Raw genomic sequence first — 18,556 nt, 5'->3', positions numbered from 1 at the left:
AGCGGCCGGGCCCGGTCAAGGCCCACGCGTCGGAGTTTGCCGGCGCCGGTGAAACTGTCGGTTGTCTGTCGAGTGGGAGTTGCCGGGGCCGATGGTCGCCGCAACCGGCCGCGCTAGCCTTCAGCTATGCGGTCGGCGCACAACGCAAGGAGGACTACGAATGGGGTTTGCGGTGCAACGGTTCGACCATATTGTGGTCAATTGCAACGATATTGAGGCCAGCGCGGCGTGGTACGAGCGAGTTCTCGGGATGAAGCGGGAGACGTTCGGGCCGTCCAACCGGACAGCGCTGTGCTTTGGAAATCAGAAGATCAACCTGCGCCCTGTCGGCGCGCTCGCCGACGACCCCGAGTGGGTGACCGGGACCGTCGAAGCGGCGGGCTCCGAAGATCTGTGTTTCGTCGCCGATTCCAGCCCCGACGAGGTGCGCGCGCACCTGCAAGCGTGCGGCGTGGAGATCACCGCGGGGCCGGTGACCAAGACCGGTGCGCTGGGGTCGATGACCTCGCACTACTGCCGGGACATCGACGGCAACTTGGTAGAAATCGCGGTCTACTGACCGCTTTCGAGCGGATACAGCGCGGGTAGGTTGACCACGATGGCCTCCTGGCTGCTGCGCGCGATCACTACCTCGGCGATCGTGTTGGGGTCGGGGTTCTCTTCCCGGTGCGGCAGATAGGGCGGAATGAAGACGTAGTCGCCGGGTGCGGCCGTGATGCGCACCTCGTCGACGCCGTCGTGAAAGACGAACTCAGGGTTGCCGGCTCGCACATAGATCGCGGTTTCCGACTCGCCGTGGTGATGGTTGGACGAGACGGTCGCGGGTAATGCGTGCGTCTCACCCATCCACAGCTTCTCGGCGCCGACCGACTTACCACTCAGCGCGGCAAACCGGCGCAGTCCTTCCGATTGCGCGGTGTCGGAGCTGATCTCCGACGCCTTGACGTGGTGCACCCGGCGCTGCGTCACCTGCTGCTTGGTGTCGTCGAAGTCAGGGTGAAATCCGTCTGTGGTCGCCATAGTGCGCAATTGTCCCGGTTTTCTGCGCGGCGTGCCGTCGGCTCAGTTGTGTGCGAGCATCGCCGCGTATTTGTGCAGGTCGTCGTCCGGTACCTCGGTGAAGCCGCCGTAGTCCTGGTAGAGCTCGATGCTTGTCGCACCCATCTCGACGCCGTAGCCGATGACGGCACCCAGATCCGGCGGCGCGGCCCCGCCCGTTTGAAACTCCACCTCGGCACCGCTGCGCTTCATCGCCGCGTAGATCCTCTGCAGATCCTTGTTGACCTTCGTCGGCACGTCGAGGTCGTGGTTGTCGAACACGCAGCGGTCACCCGCGCGCTTACGGCAGTCCGCCATCCAGGCCAGCGTGAAATCGACGTCGTGCACCGGCTTGCCGCTGTCGGTGGCCTTGAACGGATTGAGTGGAGTCTCGAAACGAGTCGTCTTCCAGGGCGCGTAGTCGTCGACGATCCGGTTGAGGCAGGCCCGGTAGTTCGCGTCGGTCATTCCGGCTTTGCGCAGTGGTTGCACCGCGGGCGGGCGCGTGTCGATGGAGAACGGCTCGGCGGTGAACATCATGCACGAGGTGACCGCGACCTCGCGGACCAGCGGATCGCCGTCGTACCTGGCGGCGAGCAGTTCCTGCAGATGTGCCCAGCGCAGGTGATACCGATCGTCCCAGACGTGACCCAGGGTGCGGTTCTTCGCGACGCCCCGGAAGTTGGTGTGCACCAACGGGATCTTGCCGCCGCTGTCCTCCATCACCCAGTCGGGCGCCCAGAAGCCGCCCCACACCCGGATCTTCACGGCCAGCGGGGCGTTCGGGTTGTCCTGGTTGTACTTTCGCACATTGGCCAGACCCTGGTCGATCTCGTTGTGGTCGGCCAGGCCGGACGTCGCGGTCGGCTCCAGCGAGCGCCACGAGGCCAGGATGACGATGCCCTGCAGCAGGCCGCTCTTCTGTCGCACGGTATCCAGCGAGTTGTCGGGCTCACCCCATACGGGCGCGAAGCTGTAGGCGCCCATCGAGATCAGGCCACGCAACGGCTCTTTCACTGCCCCGGCTGCCAGTCGCGACGAATCCCGTTGCAATAGTGGTGGATTACCCGGCCAGACGACCAGGACGAAAGCGCACAGGATCGCGACCGGGCGCGCGCACGCGAAACCGGGGCAGGCCCGCCGCGGCGGGTGGGGAGTGCGGCCCCGCACCCGTCGAACAGTATCCGAGTCGGGGGCGGCGTGCGCGGCTCAGCTGCCGATGAGTTTTCCGGCGAGGTCGCGCAAATCGTCGACCACGAGGGTCGGCCGCGGCAGCCCGTCGACCAGCAGTGGGGCATTTCCCGGCCGGGAGACTAGTGCGGTGCTGAAGCCGACGTTGTGCGCGCCCAGCAGATCCCACGCGTGGGCGGCCACCATCATGCAATCGGCGGGCGCCACGCCCAGCGCGTCGCAGGCATACCGGTAGACCACGGGTGACGGCTTGAAGGCGCGACATGATTCCACGCTGAGCTGTTCGTCGAAAAGCGATGCGAGCCCGGCGTTGTCCAGCGGCGTCGCGACCCCGGACCGGTGTGGTGAGTTCGTCAGCGTCACCAGGCGAAACCCGTTGTCGCGCAGCGCGGTGAGGGCTTCGGAGGCGTCCGGATGTGCCGGCATCGTGCGCATCTGCTCCTGCAGGCGACTCGCGTCGGCGTCGGTGACCTGCACCCGATAACCGTCGGCCAGCATGTGCAGTATGCCTCGACCGAGGGTGAAGAAGTCCACATAGCAGTCGGCCATCGTGACCGCCATCGAATACATGACGAGCTGGCCGAACCACTCGCGGAGCACCCGCTCGTCGCCGAACAGCTCCCCGAAAAGCGGTGCTATGGACTCGATGTCGATCAGCGTCTCGTTCACATCGAAAACGAGGACAGACGGTCTCGTCGGCATGCCTACTCCTGTGCCTTCTTGGGAGGTGGAAGGTCCGGCCGTAGGTATCCAACCAGACATGAGCAGATCAACACCATCGCGATGACCGGCCATCTGAGGGCAATCAGGGCGGCCGCGGCGAAGACAAAGATCGTGATGAACGAACGCATCCCCAGCAACCTGCGCAGGCGATGCGAAACATCCTCGTGGGCAGGGCGATCGACGATTTCGGTGCAGAGCAATATGTAGGTGATGTTGACCAGGACGAAGACGGACGCGTACAGCACCACCGGTGCATCGGCCAGCCTGCTGTCGGCGATCCACTCGGTGGTGAACGGAATCAGCGACACCGAAAAGAGATGGGCGAAGTTCGACCACACCAACCGGGGCGTCGCGGTCTGGGCGTAGCCGAACAAGTGGTGGTGGTTGACCCAGACGATCGCAATGAACAGATAGCTGACGACATAACTCAGGCCCGTGGGCCACAGCGGCAGCAGAGCGCTCAGGGTATGAGCACTGGGCGGTTTGAGCTCCAGCACCAAGATGGTGATGATGACCGCGAATACGGCGTCGGAGAACGCCTGCACTCGTTCCGCATTGGCTTTACCCACTGCCACCGCAGTCTCCCCGCGTCGCGTGTCAGGTTCAGTTTGCCCGCGGAGTTCTCCCGAGCACCTCGTCGGTGTCGAGTCCCCGGTCGACGCCGTGCGGAATGACGGTCTGGCCCGGCTCGAGGTGCAGCCGGCGGCCGTCGAGAAAGACGTCGATCTTGTCGGGTTCGAAGGACACCAGGTTGCTGACCCGCTCCACCTCCGTCCACCCGTTGAGGTAGGACCAGGCCGCGCGTTTGCGCTCGCCGATGTCGTAGTAGGAAGCGATGCCCTTGTAGGGGCAGAAGGTTTGTCCGTCGACGGGTTTGAGCGCCGAGTCATCGATGTCGCCGCGGGGCACATACCACCGCGGCGCGAACCCGGATTCGTACAGCGCCAGCGGGTGCTGCGTGTCCGCGATCACCTGATCACCGTCACGGACCACGAGATGCCTTGAGGTCGAACGGATATCGATCCGATGGTAGGCGTCGGCGGCATGCCCGACGATGCGTTCGTCTTCTTCGTAGAAGGCCTCCATGGCGCGCCAGGCGAATGCCACCCGGCCGGCCAATACCGCGGCTTGCTGCGGCAGGCCGGTGTGCCGCCAGGCGCTGTGAATGGCCTCTTGCCCCGAAGCCCGAACGGTGAACCACTGCGTGTCGCCCAGGTCCTTATGCTGCGTGACGCGGTCTTCGGAGATCAGAATGTTCTCTTCGATGTCACCGGTCGGGAAGTAGGCGACGGGGTAGCGTCCCGGCTCGTGTAGCAGCACCACTTCTTCGCTGTCGGCGATCCAGCGGTCGGCGAAGCGCACCCGCATGCGACGGCGCAAGGGCTCGGCGAACAGCAGCCGTGGCGGCAACGGCTGCCCGGTGAGGAAGTGGCCGACCGACCCGGTCGCCAGCGGACCCTGTTGCCATGCTAAACCCATTGTCGTGGACTCACTTTCGCGCGAGTGACGGTCGTTGCCGCTAGTCGATGACTACGACCATCTTTCCGCCAGCCTCGCCAGCCTCCATAATTCGGTGTGCCTCGTGGATCTGGTCGAACGAGAAGACGTGCGACGGCTTCGCATCGAGCTTGCCCTCGGCCACCTGGCGGGCGATGTCCTGCAGGGGCACGTCGGACAATGGGAAGCCGGGAGTTCCAAATACGAAGCTGCCGAAGAAGTTCAGATTCACCCCGCTGGCCATGCGCAACAGCGGGTTGAAGTCGCCTATGGGGTCGAGCCCGCCCAGCCAGCCGGCCAGGCAGGCCGTCCCGCCGCGGCGCAGCAGGTCGAGCGAGTCGAGGATGGTGCTGTTTCCCACCAGGTCCAACACGGCATCGATTTGCTTGGATTCGGCGATGTGGGTGGCGAGGTCGCGCCTTTCCACTTCGACGCGTGACGCACCCAAGTCCTCGAGCGCCGACACGCGCTTCGTGCTGCGGGCGGTCGCGATGACGTGCGCACCGGCGGCGACCGCCATCTTGAGTGCCGCTTGGCCGAACGACGAGGTCGCCCCGCGCAGCAGCAGCGTTTGTCCCGCCTTCAGGTTGAGATTGCGGAAGAGACATGTCCAGGCAACCGCATAGGTTTCCGGCAGGGCGGCCAATTGCGACCATGGCAGTTCGGACTCGATCAGGGCGACGTTCGCGGCCCGTACCCGGGTGTATTGCGCATAGCTGCCGTTGATGGTTCGCCCCAGGCCACCCATCAGGGCCGCGACCTTGGCGCCGACCGGAAACTCGCCGCCCGGGCACGAGTCGACGATGCCCACACATTCGATGCCGCTGACTTCGGCGGCTTCCGCCCATTCCCCGCGGCGCATGTGCAGCTCGGCGTGGTTGACCCCGAATCCCTTGACCTCGATCACCACTTCGCCATCCCGGGGCAGCGGTTTGGGGATTTCGGTGTAGACCAAGCGGTCCAGTCCGCCGAACCCGTTGAGGATGATTGCCCGCATGCTTTCCCCGCCGGGTTGCTCGCGCACCACGGCGGGCGCGGTGGGCGGCGTAGTACTGGTCATCCCCATAGCACCGACCTCCCCCGGGGTTGCGCGAAAACTTTCGCACCTCCGCATTATGCCCCGGTGTCCCACGTAGCCTAAATGGGCTATCTGACCCAATATTATGGGCGAGTAGACCCAAAATTGTCCAGGGCGGGTGCGGATCAGGATTTGCGCCGTTGCGGCGACCGCCTGCGACACTTCTTGTCGGTCTCGGCGGTGAAGGAGCGCACATAGTCGACCGCGGCATTGACCGCGATGCGCAGCGGCGCGGCGTCACCGGTCGCGTGTGTGATCATCGCGCCACCCTGATGCGCGATGACCAGCGAGGCGGCCAGATGTCGCGGGTCGGCGTCGGCGCGCAGGTCGCCGCGCTGACGCATCGCCGCAAGGCCGGTGTGAAACAGCTCGAGCCATAGGTCGTAGCCGTGGGCAAGGTCGTCGCGCACTTCGTCGTCGGCCTCGATCAACTCACCGGCCAGCGAACCATAGATGCACCCGCCCCGCCGGTAGACGGTGTCGATGTCGGCGACGCAGGCGTCGGCCCACGCTTGCAGGTCCTCGATCCGGTCGAGCGCGCCGAGTCGCGGCTGGGTGTGAAACTTCACCACGTCGTTGCGGCGCGCGGCGATGACCTCGCGGGTCAGGTCGCGTTTGTCGCGGAAGTAGTGCGAGATCTGCGACCCGCCCACCCCGGCGGTGCTGCGTACCTCGTCGATGCTGGTGTTGCCCACGCCCCGCTCGAACATCAGCCGGGCGGCGGCCTCGATGATGCGTGCCCGGGTCGCCTGTCCCTTGCGGGTGAATCGTGGCGTGTCGTCAGTCACGTTGCCGCCCTTGGCTTCACGCGCCGACCGCGGGGAAGTCGTGGGGGCCGCGGCGTGCGTTCGTCGGGATCGGCGGCGAACATTCGCAAGTAGTTGACGGCGAACCGGGTGGCATCGGCGTGCGGCCACTCCGCGCGATAGGTGAAGGCCAACGTGGCGCCGCCCTGGTGGGCGCTGATCATGGTGAGCGCCAATCGTCGCGGATCGGCGCTCGCGATCAGCAGTCCATTGTTCTGCATTCGCAGGATCGCCGCTTCCAACAACTCCACCCACTGCCAGTAGCCGGCCGCCAAGGTGGCGCGCGTTGCGTCGTCGGACTTGGCCAGCTGCGCGGTCAGCGCGTGATATGTCGGTGTGCCACCGGAGGTCCCGATGCGCCGGAGGTAGCGCATGTTCAGATCGATCCAACGCTCGAAGTCGTCGAACGTTTCAAGGTCGCCGAGTGCCGGCTGGCGGTGGAAGTCCAAAACCACGCCCATCTGGCGCCTGATCACCGCGCGAATAAGGGCCCTCTTGTCGGCGAAATAGTGGGCGAGCTGCGAGCCGCTGACCGACGCGGCTTTGCGCACGTTCTCCATCTTGGAGGCCGACAGCCCCTTGGTCACGATCAGCTGGGCGGCGGCCTGCACAATCCTGTCGCGGGTGGCACGCCCCTTGGCGGTCAACCGTTGTTCGTCCTGAACATCGGGATGGGCCATCGCGTCAGGCTAGCCCGCGAACGCCCCCGATTATGGGATATGCAGCCCATTGCCGGGCCGTGCCGCCCGCGGGCCGCGGTCAGGCGGGCACCCGATCCGCGAGGAAGTCGCGGATCAGCCCGGCGACTTCGTCGAGTGCGGATTCCAGCAGGAAATGCCCGCCGTCGAGCAGATGAATCTGCGCGCCCGGCAGGTCGTCGGCGAAGGCTTCGGCGCCGGCGGGGCCGAAGATCTCGTCGCCCCGGCCCCACACCGCCAGCAGCGGTACCCGACTGGCGCGAAAGTATTCGTGGACCCGCGGGTACATCGGAGCGTTGGTGGCGTAGTCGCGAAACAGCTTGAGTTGCACCAGGTCGTTGCCGGGACGCGACAGCAAGGCGAAATCGTGATGCCAGCACTCGGGATCGACCAATGTCTCGTCGGCCACTCCGGTGAGGTATTGCCAGCGGGTCGCCTTCAGGGAGAGGAATTGACGTACCGGGGCTTCGGTCTCGGCGCTCGGGTCAGACTGATAGGCCCGCACCACCTTCCAGAACTTTTCCACGAAACCAGCGTCGTAGCCGTTGCCGTTCTGGCTGATGATCGCCGTGATGGCGGACGGATCACGCAGCGCCAGCCGCCAACCGATCGGGGCGCCGTAATCCTGCACGTACATCGCGTACCGCTGGACGCCAAGGCCGCCCAGCAGGCCCGCGGTGAGGTCGGTCAGCGCTTCGAAGGTGTAGTCGAACTCTTCGACGCCGGGCGCGTCCGACAGCCCGAAGCCCAGGTGATCGGGGGCGATCACGTGGTAGCGGTCGGCCAGCGCGGGAATCAGCTGCCGGAACATGTAGGAGCTGGTCGGAAACCCGTGCAAGAGCACCAGCGCGGGCTTTTTTGCGTCCCCCGCCTCTCGGTAGAACAGCCGATGGCCGTCGACGGTCGCGTAACGATGATGAACAGCCGGCATGAGATTCCTCCTGCGCCATGTGGTCCGCCAGACCGCGGTATCCGCAGTTTTGGGATACGTATCCCAGTATGCCCCTAATCGGTGGGCTCGCAATAGTCACGCAGGAGTTGACCGCTTGCCCGCCCTCGAATATTCTGGGTTGGTTATCCCAATATTGTCGCCTTGAGTAGCCTCGGTGGGTAACACGTTGCGCGACAAAATCGTCATCGTGGCTTGGCGCGGTCGCCGATCGAGTGGCGTTGTGGGGTAAGGAGACAACGGTGGGCAGGCTTGTGTCGGTGAACGTGGGCATGCCCACGAATGTGCGGTGGCGGGACAAGACCGTCTATACCGGGATTTGGAAGACGCCGGTCGAGGGGCCGGTCATGGTGCGACGCCTCAACATCGACGGCGACGGTCAAGGCGATCTCGGCGGTCACGGCGGCGAACAACGCGCGGTCATGGTGTACCAGACCGAGTCGTATGAGTTCTGGAAGAGCTACCTCAATCGCGATGATCTGATGCCGGGTCACTTTGGGGAAAACTTCACCATCACCGGGCTGTCCGATTACGACGTATGCATCGGCGACCGCTACCGAATCGGGGACGCCGAGTTCGAAGTCACCCAGCCGCGGGTCACCTGCTTCCGGATCGGGCTGCGGCTCGACGAACCGGAGATGCCCAATCTTCTTGTCGCCCAACACCGGCCAGGTTTCTACTTCCGCGTCATCACCGAGGGCCGCGTCCAGGCCGGTGACCACATCGTGCGGACCCGGCGCGGTCGCCACCAGCTCAGCGTCGCCGACGTCGACGCGCTGTTGTATCTGCCGGACAAAGACACCGAAACGCTTCGCAAGATCGTCGATGTTCCGGCGCTGAGCCCGGGATGGCAGCAATCGTTCAACGACATGCTCGACTCGAGGGAGGAGCCGGCGCCTGCCGTCGGAGTGGAACCGGGGTGGAACGGATTTCGGCCGCTGCGCGTCACCGCCACACATGCCGAGAGTTCGTCGGTGCTGTCGATCCGGTTAAAGGCCGATGACAATGCCTCGCTGCCGCCGCCATTGCCGGGGCAATACCTCACGCTGCGGATTCCCGGAGCCGGCGATCCGGTGCCGCTGCGCAGCTACTCGCTCTCCGGAGATCCCGCGGCCGGCGACTACCGCATCAGCGCCAAGCGCGAAGAGTGCGGCTTGGTCAGTCGGTGGTTGCACGCGCACATAGATCCCGGATCGGTCATCGAAGCCGCGGCCCCGCGCGGCGATTTCTACCTTACCGACGACGACCGGCCGGTGGTCTTGATGTCCGCCGGCATCGGCATCACTCCCGTCTTGGCAATGCTGCATGCGCTCGCGGCGGCCGGTAGTGCGCGCGCCGTGTTCTGGCTGCACACCTGCCGCAATCGCGAAACTCAAGCTTTTGCCGATGAAGTCACGGGTCTGATCGAGTCGTTGCCACACGCGCGCCAGCAGGTGTGCTACACCGAGACGCAGGGGCGGCTGGACCAGTCGGCTATTGCCGCGCTGGGTTTACCGGCTGATGCCGCGGCATATCTCTGCGGCCCAACCCAATTCATGACCGATATGCGCGAGGCCCTGACGGCTGCGGGGCTCGACACGGCGCGTATCCACACCGAGCTGTTCGGTGCGCTACCCGCCATCAATCCCGGCGTGGTCGACGAGGCTGCGCGCGTACCGCCACACGCACCGGCCGGGCCGCCGGGCACGGGGCCGTCAATCACCTTCGCGCGCAGCGGACTTACCGCAAACTGGTCCTCGGACTACGGCACCATCCTGGACTTCGCGGAAGCGTGCGATGTGCCGACCCGCTTCTCCTGCCGAAGCGGTGTCTGCCACATGTGCGTGACCGGCGTCGTCGCCGGCACCACCCGGTATGTCCAGGCGCCGCTGGAGCTGCCCGCACCCGGGACGGTGCTCGTCTGCTCGGCAACGCCGGACAGCGACCTGGTGCTGGATCTCTAAAGGCGTTGTACCACGCGCCAATAGCGCGTTAGCTCGTCGAGCCGGTAATTCTGCAGGCCCCACCGGATTTCCAGGTTCGGTGCAGCACTCGTCGCTGGCGTGTCCTAGGTGCCCAGGGCGACCGACGCCTCGGCGGTGTAGCACAGGAACGTCATCGTCTCCTGCAGATACAGCTGCACGTTGTCGGCGTCGTGGTTGGTGTAGCCGATGGAGACGTCGGTGCCCAATTGCAGATCGAAGTCACCGCCGCGGGTGGTCAGCACGAACGCGCCGTCGATGGCGGGCGCCCAGATGATGTCGCCGTTCACCAGGCGGTTGATGTGCTCGAGGATCGGATAGCCGTGCTCGGTGGTTTCGCTGACCTTGGTGTAGATATCGGCAGACAGCAGCACCGAATACGGGCCGTCGACCCCGGCCAGCCGCAGCTCGGACAGCGCCTGCGTGATGATGTCGGGAATCGCGCGAGGGTCGTCGGGCAACATCAGCGCCGGGTTCGAGCTGCAGTTGCGGATCCCGTCGATCGACGCGGCGGGGTAGCCCTCGAAGATGGCGCGGTCCTCGACGAACGCCAGCTTCTTGGCGGCGGCTTTCACCGGGTCCCAGTCGGAGTCCTGCGAGCCGCGCTCGACGTCGTCGATCTCGTCACGTGACAATGTGAATGGAACCCGCAGGCGGACAAGCGGTTTGCTGGCCCGTAGGTGCGCAATCACACCGTCGGTGGGCGCCGCCACGTCCTGTAGGCGTCCGGTGCTGACCGCGGCGGTGACCGGACCGCCGGGCTCGCTCACGTCGACCACCCGCCGCCCCGCGATGTGCCGTTTGAACGTCCGCGTCGCCTCCAATTCGATTTCGGCCCATGCGGCGTCGGTGATCGGCGCTAGTTCGCGGTAGAGGTTGTTCTTCATTGAGTGGTTCCTTTCAGGCTGCCGATCGACAGTGCGCCGGCGTTCGCGGTGGGCGGTTCGGGTCGCTCGGTCACGAGCGGCGCGGGAAGGGGCGGTGGATCGTCGAGGAAGTCGACGGTGGGGGAGAAGAACAGCCCGCCGGTGACGGCGGTGGAAAAGTCCAAAATGCGGTCGGTGTTGCCGGGCGGGTCGCCGATGAACATGTTGCGCAGCATCCGTTCGGTGACTTGCGGTGTGCGCGAATACCCGATGTAGTACGTGCCGAACTCGCCGGCGCCGAGTTCGCCGAACGGCATGTTGTGCCGCACGATCTTCAGCTCGGTGCCGTCGTCGTCCTCGATGACATTGAGCGCGACGTGCGAATTGGCCGGCTTCACGTCGTCGTCGAGTTCGATGTCTTCCAACTTGGTCCGGCCGATCACCCGTTCCTGCTCGGTGACCGACAGCGATTCCCACGACGACATGTCGTGCAGGTATTTCTGGACGTGCACGTAGCAGGAGCCGGCGAAGTCGGGATCTTCGTCGCCGATTGCGGTGGCGCTCACCGCGATTGGTCCGTTCGGGTTTTCGGTGCCGTCGACAAAACCGAGCAGGTCGCGGTTGTCGAAGAACTTGAAGCCGTGTACTTCGTCGACGACGGTGACCGCGCCGGCCATCGACTTGAGGATGCGGCCGGCCAGTTCGAAGCACACATCCATCGTCTCGGCCCGAATGTGGAACAACAGGTCGCCGGGAGTGGCCGGCGCGGTGTGCCGCGCTCCGCTCAACTCGACGAACGGATGCAGTTCGGCGGGCTTCTTACTCAAGGGAGGCCCGCCGAACAACCGATCCCAGGCATCCGAGCCGATCGAGGTGATCACCGACAGGTGCTTGGTCGGGTCGCGAAAGCCGATGGCGCGCACCAGTCCCGAGATGTCGGGCAGCGCGCCGTGCACGGTCGCCTCGCCGCCGTCGTCGATGGTGACCACCAAAAAAATCGCGGCAGGCGTTAGCGGCGCGAGGATGGGCTGGGGCTGAACCGGAGGCACTCTGGTGACATTAGCGTGGCGACGGTGAGCGCAGGAAGTGCGCCAGTGCGAAGTCGCGCGGTCGGGCCCGATGTGAACTGCCATGATGTTGAACATGTCGGCCAGCGCCGCAGGTCTCTGCGAATTCATCGACGCCTCACCGTCTCCGTTCCATGTCTGCGCCACAGTGGCCGGGCGCCTGCTCGCCGCCGGCTACACCGAACTCCGCGAAGCCGACCCCTGGCCCGGGGAACCGGGACGCTTCTTCACCGTCCGCGCGGGCTCATTGGTGGCCTGGAACACCACCGGCTCCGACGGTGCGTTCCGGATCGTCGGAGCGCACACCGACAGCCCGAACCTGCGGGTCAAGCAGCATCCGGACGGGGTGGTGGCCGGTTGGCAGGTGGTGGCACTGCAGCCGTACGGCGGCGCGTGGCTCAACTCCTGGCTTGACCGCGACCTGGGCATCAGCGGCCGATTGTCGCTGCGGGACGGCTCCGGGCTGGACCACCGGCTGATCCGGATCGACGATCCGGTCCTGCGGGTGCCGCAGCTCGCCATCCACCTCGCCGAGGACCGCGAATCGGTGACCCTGGACCCGCAACGCCACCTCAACGCCGTCTGGGCCGTCGGCGACACGCCGCGCGCATTCGTCGATTACGTGGCCGAGCGCGCCGGGGTGGCGCCGGCCGACGTGCTGGCCGCCGACCTGATGACACATGACCTGACCCCGTCGACGGTGCTCGGCGGCGACGCCAGCCTGCTCAGCGCCCCCCGGCTGGACAACCAGGCCAGTTGCTACGCCGGGCTGGAGGCGTTGCTGAGTGCCGAGCCGAGCGGCAACGTGGCGGTGCTGGTGCTGTTCGACCACGAGGAGGTCGGGTCGTCGTCGGATCACGGTGCGCAGTCCAACCTGCTGAGCACCGTGCTGGAACGCATCGTGCTCGCGGCCGGCGGCAGCCGGGAAGACTTCCTGCGGCGGCTGCCGGCCTCGCTATTGGCCTCGGCCGATATGGCGCATGCCACCCATCCGAACTACCCGGAGCGCCACGAGCCTTCCCACCCGATCGCGGTCAACGGCGGGCCGGTGCTCAAGGTGCACCCCAATCTGCGGTACGCCACCGACGGGCGTACGGCGGCGGTGTTCGCGCTGGCGTGTGAGCAGGCCGGGGTGGCGCTGCAGCGCTACGAGCATCGCGCCGACCTGCCGTGCGGTTCCACCATCGGGCCGCTGGCCTCGGCGCAAACCGGCATCCCCACCGTCGACGTCGGCGCCCCCCAGCTCGCGATGCACTCCGCGCGCGAACTGATGGGTGCTGCCGACGTAGCCGCCTATTCCGCTGCGCTGCAAGCGTTTTTCTCGCCGCAATAGTCTGCGCGGGTCGTCGGGCCTAGAGTCGATCGGTATGACGCTCAAAGTGGAGATGGTCACCTTCGACTGCGGCGATGCCGCGAAGCTAGCCAGTTGGTGGGCCGACCAGTTCGGTGGCACCACACAGGAATTGATTCCCGGTGAATTCGTCGCGGTGATGCGTCCGGACGGACCCCGGTTGGGATTTCAGAATGTGCCCGATCGCACGCCCGGAAAGAATCGGTTGCACCTCGATTTCGCCGCCGACGATGTCGACGGCGAGGTGTCGCGGCTGACCGCGGCGGGAGCCACCGAGCTGGGCCGACACCGGTTCAGCGAGAACTTTCGCTGGGTGGTGCTGGCCGACCCGGAAGGCAACGCGTTCTGCGTGGCAGGTCAGTGATTCGATACGCCGTCGAACAGCGCGTCGACGAGCCCGTCGAATCCGGTGCCCGCCGTCGTCCGCGTGAGCGCGTGGAAGAGCAGGGTGCCGACCAATGCTTGTGCGACGGCATCGATGTCCGCGTCGGCGCGGAGTTCTCCGTCCTCGACGGCTAGGCGCAGCCGCGTCGTCAATCCCGCGAGCTGCGGGGCGCTCAATTGTCGATAGAGATCCTCGCCGTCGCCCGGGCGCGCGGCGGCCGCGGCAACGAGCGCCCGCACCAAGGCGGCGTTCGACGGTTCGGCCAAGAACTCGGCATGCTCGGTCAGCCAGGTCTGCAGATCGGCGCGGACGTCTGCGGTCTCGGCGACCGGGAATGACCCCGACCCGCCGTAGGCTTCCAGCACCGCTTCGGCGACCATCGGCGCCTTCGACGGCCATCGCCGGTAGAGGGTCTTTTTCCCGACGCCCGCGCGTGCCGCGACGCTTTCCATCGACAGTTCGGCGTAACTGCCGGCGGTGAGCAGTTCGCGGGTGGCGTCCAGGATCGCGTGATGCAGCCGGCTGTCGCGGGGCCGGCCGCCGCGCTCGGCGGGCAGTGGCGGCACCGGGTCGGGTTGGGCTACCTTCATCGTGCACAGTTTAGGAAACGATACGTGTCGTTTCTACGAAAGGACTCGCCGGTGAGTGCGTGGGTGCCGAAGAGCTGGGACGAGATCACGCCCGAATGGATGTCGGCGGCACTGGCCGCGGACTTTCCCGGCGCCGAGGTCGACACGGTCTCCGTCGAGCTTCGTGACGACGGCACCAATCGCCGCGCCCGGTTGGGCGTCACGTATCGGGCCGGGGCGGGGCCGGCGACGGTCTTCGTCAAGGCCGCCGATCCCGCGCACAAGGCGCTGATCCGATTGACCAGTGGGATGTTCCACGAGCCGAGGCTCTTCACCTGCGGGGTGGATCTGCCGCTCGAGCATCCCGCCGTCTACACCGCGCTGATCGACGAGGCCGACTACGACTTCGTGCTGGTGATGGAAGATCTCCGCGCCCGGGGCGCCGATCCCCGCGACGGCAGCCGGCCGATGACCGTCGAGCAGGTCGCCGCCGGCGTGCGCGGCCTGGCCCGCATGCACGGCAAATACTGGGGCGAACGGGTGCACCGCGAGCCGGCGCTGGACTGGCTCGAGCCCTTCGTGACGTGGGAGGGCATGCAGGCGGCACCGTTACCCGTCGCGCTGGAAAGCCTCGGCGCCGACGCACCCGCCCAGGTCATGTCGTTGACCATCGACGAGCTGATCGAGTCCGTCTGGAAGCCGTACATCAGAACGCTGACCACCTCGCCGCAGACCCTGCTGCATGGCGACCCCCACATCGGTAACACCTACCTGCTGCCCAGCGGAGAGGTCGGGTTCCTGGACTGGCAGGTGGCCCGCAGGGGCAATTGGTCGCTGGACCTGGGCTACTTCCTGCAGGGCGCGCTGACCGTCGAGGATCGTCGCAACAGCGAACGCGACCTGCTGGCCGAATACCGAGACTCGCTGGGTTTACCGGCCGGCGAGCTGCCCAGCGCCGAGGAGATCTGGTTGCGCTACCGGGCGTCCGTTGCGCACGGACTGACCCTGTGGCTGGTGACCGCCAGCGCCGGCGAGTGGCAACGCACCGACGTCTCGGTCCCACTGGCGCAGCGGTATTCGTTCGCCTACGCCGACCTCGATACCTCCTCGGCGCTGGCCGAGATCGCGGGCTGAGTTCAGCCCTGCGGTAGAAACGGCGGGTCGTAACGGATCACGTTCTCCACGACCAGGCCGTCGCGAGTGCGCACCCGGTCGAGGCCGCGGATCTGCAGCGGGCCGTCCGGCCCGGTGGCCCGGCCGATGTAGTGCAAGAACACCAGCTCCTCGCCCTCGGCGGAACCGGCCACCGTCGCGCTGTCGACGACCTCGAGCTGCAAATCCGGTGCGGCTTTTAGGATTTCGGCGATCTTGGCGGTGTATGCCTCGACCCCGCGGACCGGTTCCGGGTCTCCCGGCCAGTAGCCGACGATGTCATCGTCCAGAATGTCCAATCCGCGCGACAGGTCGGGTGCGGCCCAAAATGCCGCGAACAGCTCGGCGCTGAACTTGCGCGAAGCGGAAGCGATGTCGGTCATGATTCCCTCCTGGGGCAGACGCTCCGATTGAGCGCGTTCGCAGCAAGGGTGTCGCGGCGTGGCGCAGCGGCACAATTACCTCCGAGGTCATCGCCGCGGGTACCGATTGTGGCTACCGTGAGTGCGTGAGCCACGCGCCGGTCGGTGTCCTGTTGCGTGAATGGCGCACGCGCCGACGAGTCAGCCAGCTTGACCTGTCGCTGAGCGTGGGCGTGTCGGCGCGACATCTGAGCTTCATCGAGACCGGGCGCTCCCGCCCGAGTCCGGAGATGGTGCTCACGCTGGCCGAGGGCCTCGACATCCCGCTGCGGGAGCGCAACACGCTGCTGCTGGCGGCCGGGTTTGCCCCGCGCTACCAGTCGCGGCCGCTCGAGGACGCCGCCCTGTCCCCGGCCCGGGACGCCGTGCAACGCCTCCTCGATGCGCACGACCCCTACCCGGGCGTGGTCATCGATCGGTGCTGGAACATCGTGGGGGCCAACGCCGCCGCGGCTGCGCTCACGGCCGGCCTGGCCGGGGAACTGCTCGGCCCGCCGGCCAACGTCTACCGGCTGTGCCTGCATCCCGACGGTCTGGCCGGGCGGACCCTGAATTTCGGAGAATGGGCGGGCTACCTGTTGCACCAGCTGCAGCGCACGATCGCGCTGACCGGCGACCCGGCAGTGCGGGCCCTCGGCGACGAGGTACGCGAATACCCCGGCGTCGCCACTGCTGCCAAACCGTGGGGCACGCCGTCGGACGGCGCGTCGCTGCTCGTTCCGCTGGTGCTCGATGCCGGCGGCGGTCAGCGGTTGTCGATGTTCACCACGCTGACGACCTTCGGGACGCCGCTCGAAGTCACGCTCGCCGAATTGGCCGTCGAATTGTTCTATCCGGCCGACGCCGAAAGCGCCCGCCTGCTGCGCGGCGAGTAGGTTTTAGATTGACGTTTTGGTGCCGGCGTCACAGGGAGGAAGGCACACAATGGCTGACCATCCACCCAGCAATGGATCCGCCACGGTTGCGCGAGCCCGTCTCGAGTCGTTGCTCGACCAGCGTGCGCGCCGGCGGCTGCTGGATCAACGCATCGACCTCGACGAGTGGGCGGGGGGATTGCCGCAGCAGGAAATGGCGCGTCTGCCCTCGGTTCGGATCGGCCGACGCTGGTTCAACCTGCTGTGGTTGCTGCCGCTCGGGGTGGCCGGAATGCTGGTGGCAGTCGCGCTGGCACAGCAGTTGCGCCAATACGAGTGGATGCAGGCCTTCATCGAGCGTTACCCCGGGACATCGAAAAGCTTTGCACCACCGGTGTATTCGGGCTTTCCGAGTTGGCTGCGCTGGCAGCATCTGTTCAACATCGTCTTTATGATGTTCATCGTCCGCGCCGGGCTGCAAATTCTCGCCGACCATCCGCGGCTGTACCTGAACGCGGGATGCCGACCGGGAACCGAATGGTTGCGGATCCGCGGTCCGGTCCCGGCCGATCGCCAGGACCGCAGCGACGCCGCCCGGGTGTGGACGGCCAAGGACGATTCGGTGGCCATTCCGAAGTGGTTGGGCATACCCGGGTTTCGGCATTCGATCGGGCTGGCCCGGTGGTGGCATTTCAGCTTCGACCTGTTGTGGCTCGCCAATGGATTGATCTTTTACGTGCTCCTCTTCACGACCGGGCAGTGGCGCCGGATCGTCCCGCAATCGCTGGATGTCGTCCCGAACGCGCTGTCGACGGCGATCCAGTACGCCTCGCTGGACTTCCCGGCCAACCATGGCTTCACCAGCTACAACGGCATGCAGATCACCGCCTACTTCACCACCGTGTTCATTGCCGCACCACTGGCGTTTGTCACCGGCCTGCTGCAGGGCCCGGCGATCGCGGCGTGGTTGGGTTTCGGTCGGGGTCCGCTGAACCGACAGGTGGCGCGCACCGTGCATTTCGCGGTGCTGGTGTGGATGGTCTTTTTCATCGCGGTCCACACCGTCATGGTCTTCGTGACGGGATTCGTCGGCAACGTGAACCATATTGTGTTCGGTACCAACACTCAATCATATTGGGCGGTAGTGATTTACGCCTTGGCCATGGCGGTCATCGTGGCGTTGTGGATGCTCGCGTCCCCCTTCACGGCGCGATATCCCGGCGTGGTCCGCCGGGTTGGTCGCGGGACGGTCGGCTGGGCCAAGGAACTGCTGGAACTACCGCATCCCAACGCGACGTATTCCGAAAAGGACATCTCGCCGTACCTGTGGCCCAACGGCACGATCCCCGATTCCGAGCGCTATCGCCGGCTGCAGGCCGCCAACTGGTCGCACTATGCGTTGTGCATCGAGGGCCTCGTCGAGAATCCGGTCAGTCTGTCCTACGACGAGTTGCGCGCGCTGCCCAAACACGACCAGATCACCCAGCATTACTGCATTCAGGGTTGGTCGGGGGTGGCCAAGTGGGGAGGCGTGCGGATGTCGGACATCCTCGATGTGGTGCGCCCGCTGCCCTCGGCTCGCTGGGTGGTCTTTTATTCGTTCGCCTACGGGGCCGGCGGACCGGCCGAAGGCCGCTACTACGACTGCCACAAGATCGAGCACATGTGCGAGCCGACCGCCATGCTGGCCTACGAGATGAACGGTCAACCACTCACCGAAACCCACGGCGCGCCGTTGCGCCTGCGAAACGAACGGGAGCTCGGCTTCAAACAGGTCAAATGGATCGAGGCGATCGAGTTCGTGGAGAGTTTCGACCACCTCGGACTGGGACACGGCGGCTATAACGAAGACCACGAATACTACGGCTATCGGATGCCGATCTGAGGCCCGTCGCTATCCGCGATTCGGCGAGCCGGAGCCGAACGGCCCGGGACCCTAGACTGTGTGC

The 18,556-nt window shown here is 66.0% G+C and carries 20 protein-coding genes; 7 read left to right on the top strand and 13 right to left on the bottom strand.

Annotated elements, in window-relative coordinates; all coding sequences use genetic code 11:
• The first annotated feature begins 160 nt into the window (after positions 1 to 160).
• The gene (locus tag BN973_RS26270) at positions 161 to 559 is read left to right on the top strand and encodes a VOC family protein (RefSeq protein WP_036471638.1); all 399 of its coding nucleotides are present in this window, start codon (positions 161 to 163) and stop codon (positions 557 to 559) included.
• Here the strand turns inward: BN973_RS26270 and BN973_RS26265 are convergent.
• The 9 genes from BN973_RS26265 to BN973_RS26225 all read right to left on the bottom strand — a co-directional run bounded on the left by BN973_RS26265 (position 553) and on the right by BN973_RS26225 (position 7,962).
• The gene (locus BN973_RS26265; RefSeq protein WP_036471637.1) at positions 553 to 1,020 is read right to left on the bottom strand and encodes a cupin domain-containing protein; all 468 of its coding nucleotides are present in this window, start codon (positions 1,018 to 1,020) and stop codon (positions 553 to 555) included. The genes BN973_RS26270 and BN973_RS26265 overlap by 7 nt on opposite strands.
• A 42-nt stretch (positions 1,021 to 1,062) precedes the next feature.
• Positions 1,063 to 2,208: a hypothetical protein gene (locus BN973_RS26260; protein WP_139830140.1), complete on the bottom strand. Its 1,146-nt coding sequence runs from the start codon at positions 2,206 to 2,208 to the stop codon at positions 1,063 to 1,065.
• Positions 2,209 to 2,247: 39 nt separating this feature from the next.
• Entirely contained in the window at positions 2,248 to 2,931 is a 684-nt protein-coding gene (locus BN973_RS26255; protein WP_036471634.1) for a haloacid dehalogenase type II, read from the bottom strand.
• 2 nt (positions 2,932 to 2,933) lie between these two features.
• Positions 2,934 to 3,527 (bottom strand): TMEM175 family protein, encoded by a 594-nt coding sequence (locus BN973_RS26250; RefSeq protein ID WP_232232152.1) that lies wholly within the window; start codon positions 3,525 to 3,527, stop codon positions 2,934 to 2,936.
• A 28-nt stretch (positions 3,528 to 3,555) separates the two neighbouring features.
• Complete coding sequence (locus BN973_RS26245) at positions 3,556 to 4,431, bottom strand: DUF427 domain-containing protein (RefSeq protein ID WP_036471633.1); 876 nt, start codon at positions 4,429 to 4,431, stop codon at positions 3,556 to 3,558.
• A gap of 40 nt (positions 4,432 to 4,471) precedes the next feature.
• Positions 4,472 to 5,515 (bottom strand): zinc-binding alcohol dehydrogenase family protein, encoded by a 1,044-nt coding sequence (locus BN973_RS26240; protein ID WP_036471632.1) that lies wholly within the window; start codon positions 5,513 to 5,515, stop codon positions 4,472 to 4,474.
• Positions 5,516 to 5,652: 137 nt separating this feature from the next.
• The gene (locus BN973_RS26235; RefSeq protein ID WP_036471631.1) at positions 5,653 to 6,315 is read right to left on the bottom strand and encodes a TetR/AcrR family transcriptional regulator; all 663 of its coding nucleotides are present in this window, start codon (positions 6,313 to 6,315) and stop codon (positions 5,653 to 5,655) included.
• The gene (locus BN973_RS26230) at positions 6,312 to 7,013 is read right to left on the bottom strand and encodes a TetR/AcrR family transcriptional regulator (RefSeq protein WP_036471630.1); all 702 of its coding nucleotides are present in this window, start codon (positions 7,011 to 7,013) and stop codon (positions 6,312 to 6,314) included. Before BN973_RS26230 ends, BN973_RS26235 begins: the two co-directional genes overlap by 4 nt.
• 79 nt (positions 7,014 to 7,092) lie before the next feature.
• On the bottom strand, positions 7,093 to 7,962 hold the full coding sequence (locus tag BN973_RS26225; protein ID WP_036471628.1) for an alpha/beta fold hydrolase: 870 nt from the start codon (positions 7,960 to 7,962) through the stop codon (positions 7,093 to 7,095).
• 260 nt (positions 7,963 to 8,222) lie between these two features.
• On the opposite strand from BN973_RS26225, the gene BN973_RS26220 reads away from it, so the two are divergent.
• Positions 8,223 to 9,923 carry an MOSC and FAD-binding oxidoreductase domain-containing protein gene (locus tag BN973_RS26220; RefSeq protein ID WP_036471627.1) on the top strand — a complete coding sequence of 567 codons (1,701 nt, stop codon included), beginning with the start codon at positions 8,223 to 8,225 and terminating at the stop codon, positions 9,921 to 9,923.
• Between the two features lie 104 nt (positions 9,924 to 10,027).
• On the opposite strand, the gene BN973_RS26215 is transcribed toward BN973_RS26220, so the two are convergent.
• A complete protein-coding gene (locus tag BN973_RS26215; RefSeq protein WP_036471626.1) occupies positions 10,028 to 10,828 on the bottom strand; it encodes a family 1 encapsulin nanocompartment shell protein in 801 nt (266 codons plus the stop codon).
• Positions 10,825 to 11,856 (bottom strand): Dyp-type peroxidase, encoded by a 1,032-nt coding sequence (locus BN973_RS26210; protein ID WP_036471625.1) that lies wholly within the window; start codon positions 11,854 to 11,856, stop codon positions 10,825 to 10,827. Before BN973_RS26210 ends, BN973_RS26215 begins: the two co-directional genes overlap by 4 nt.
• Positions 11,857 to 11,950: 94 nt before the next feature.
• Between BN973_RS26210 and BN973_RS26205 the strand changes: the two genes are divergently transcribed.
• Complete coding sequence (locus tag BN973_RS26205) at positions 11,951 to 13,207, top strand: M18 family aminopeptidase (protein WP_084163664.1); 1,257 nt, start codon at positions 11,951 to 11,953, stop codon at positions 13,205 to 13,207.
• A 34-nt stretch (positions 13,208 to 13,241) separates the two neighbouring features.
• Positions 13,242 to 13,589 (top strand): VOC family protein, encoded by a 348-nt coding sequence (locus BN973_RS26200; RefSeq protein WP_036471622.1) that lies wholly within the window; start codon positions 13,242 to 13,244, stop codon positions 13,587 to 13,589.
• Here the strand turns inward: BN973_RS26200 and BN973_RS26195 are convergent.
• Positions 13,583 to 14,167, bottom strand: a complete 585-nt coding sequence (locus BN973_RS26195; RefSeq protein WP_036473096.1) for a TetR/AcrR family transcriptional regulator — start codon at positions 14,165 to 14,167, stop codon at positions 13,583 to 13,585. The genes BN973_RS26200 and BN973_RS26195 overlap by 7 nt on opposite strands.
• Before the next feature lie 132 nt (positions 14,168 to 14,299).
• On the opposite strand from BN973_RS26195, the gene BN973_RS26190 reads away from it, so the two are divergent.
• Entirely contained in the window at positions 14,300 to 15,313 is a 1,014-nt protein-coding gene (locus BN973_RS26190) for a phosphotransferase (protein WP_051641648.1), read from the top strand.
• A 2-nt stretch (positions 15,314 to 15,315) separates the two neighbouring features.
• Here the strand turns inward: BN973_RS26190 and BN973_RS26185 are convergent, their stop codons facing one another.
• A complete protein-coding gene (locus BN973_RS26185) occupies positions 15,316 to 15,714 on the bottom strand; it encodes a nuclear transport factor 2 family protein (RefSeq protein ID WP_036471620.1) in 399 nt (132 codons plus the stop codon).
• Positions 15,715 to 15,839: 125 nt separating this feature from the next.
• Between BN973_RS26185 and BN973_RS26180 the strand changes: the two genes are divergently transcribed.
• Together BN973_RS26180 and BN973_RS26175 are read left to right on the top strand one after the other, a co-directional pair.
• A complete protein-coding gene (locus BN973_RS26180) occupies positions 15,840 to 16,628 on the top strand; it encodes a helix-turn-helix domain-containing protein (RefSeq protein ID WP_036471619.1) in 789 nt (262 codons plus the stop codon).
• Positions 16,629 to 16,677: 49 nt separating this feature from the next.
• Entirely contained in the window at positions 16,678 to 18,492 is a 1,815-nt protein-coding gene (locus BN973_RS26175; protein WP_084163553.1) for a molybdopterin-dependent oxidoreductase, read from the top strand.
• The last annotated feature ends 64 nt before the right edge of the window (positions 18,493 to 18,556 follow it).

The organism is Mycobacterium triplex, from assembly GCF_000689255.1.
GTDB lineage: Bacteria > Actinomycetota > Actinomycetes > Mycobacteriales > Mycobacteriaceae > Mycobacterium > Mycobacterium triplex.
This window is presented reverse-complemented; position numbering and strand designations above follow the sequence as displayed.

Coding starts and splice junctions, on each gene's coding strand:
- BN973_RS26175 (WP_084163553.1), top strand. CDS start 16,678: ATGGCTGACCATCCACCCAGCAATGGATCCGCCACGGTTGCGCGAGCC.
- BN973_RS26240 (WP_036471632.1), bottom strand. CDS start 5,515: ATGGGGATGACCAGTACTACGCCGCCCACCGCGCCCGCCGTGGTGCGC.
- BN973_RS26205 (WP_084163664.1), top strand. CDS start 11,951: ATGTCGGCCAGCGCCGCAGGTCTCTGCGAATTCATCGACGCCTCACCG.
- BN973_RS26200 (WP_036471622.1), top strand. CDS start 13,242: ATGACGCTCAAAGTGGAGATGGTCACCTTCGACTGCGGCGATGCCGCG.
- BN973_RS26230 (WP_036471630.1), bottom strand. CDS start 7,013: ATGGCCCATCCCGATGTTCAGGACGAACAACGGTTGACCGCCAAGGGG.
- BN973_RS26190 (WP_051641648.1), top strand. CDS start 14,300: ATGTCGGCGGCACTGGCCGCGGACTTTCCCGGCGCCGAGGTCGACACG.
- BN973_RS26245 (WP_036471633.1), bottom strand. CDS start 4,431: ATGGGTTTAGCATGGCAACAGGGTCCGCTGGCGACCGGGTCGGTCGGC.
- BN973_RS26270 (WP_036471638.1), top strand. CDS start 161: ATGGGGTTTGCGGTGCAACGGTTCGACCATATTGTGGTCAATTGCAAC.
- BN973_RS26255 (WP_036471634.1), bottom strand. CDS start 2,931: ATGCCGACGAGACCGTCTGTCCTCGTTTTCGATGTGAACGAGACGCTG.
- BN973_RS26265 (WP_036471637.1), bottom strand. CDS start 1,020: ATGGCGACCACAGACGGATTTCACCCTGACTTCGACGACACCAAGCAG.
- BN973_RS26185 (WP_036471620.1), bottom strand. CDS start 15,714: ATGACCGACATCGCTTCCGCTTCGCGCAAGTTCAGCGCCGAGCTGTTC.
- BN973_RS26215 (WP_036471626.1), bottom strand. CDS start 10,828: ATGAAGAACAACCTCTACCGCGAACTAGCGCCGATCACCGACGCCGCA.
- BN973_RS26225 (WP_036471628.1), bottom strand. CDS start 7,962: ATGCCGGCTGTTCATCATCGTTACGCGACCGTCGACGGCCATCGGCTG.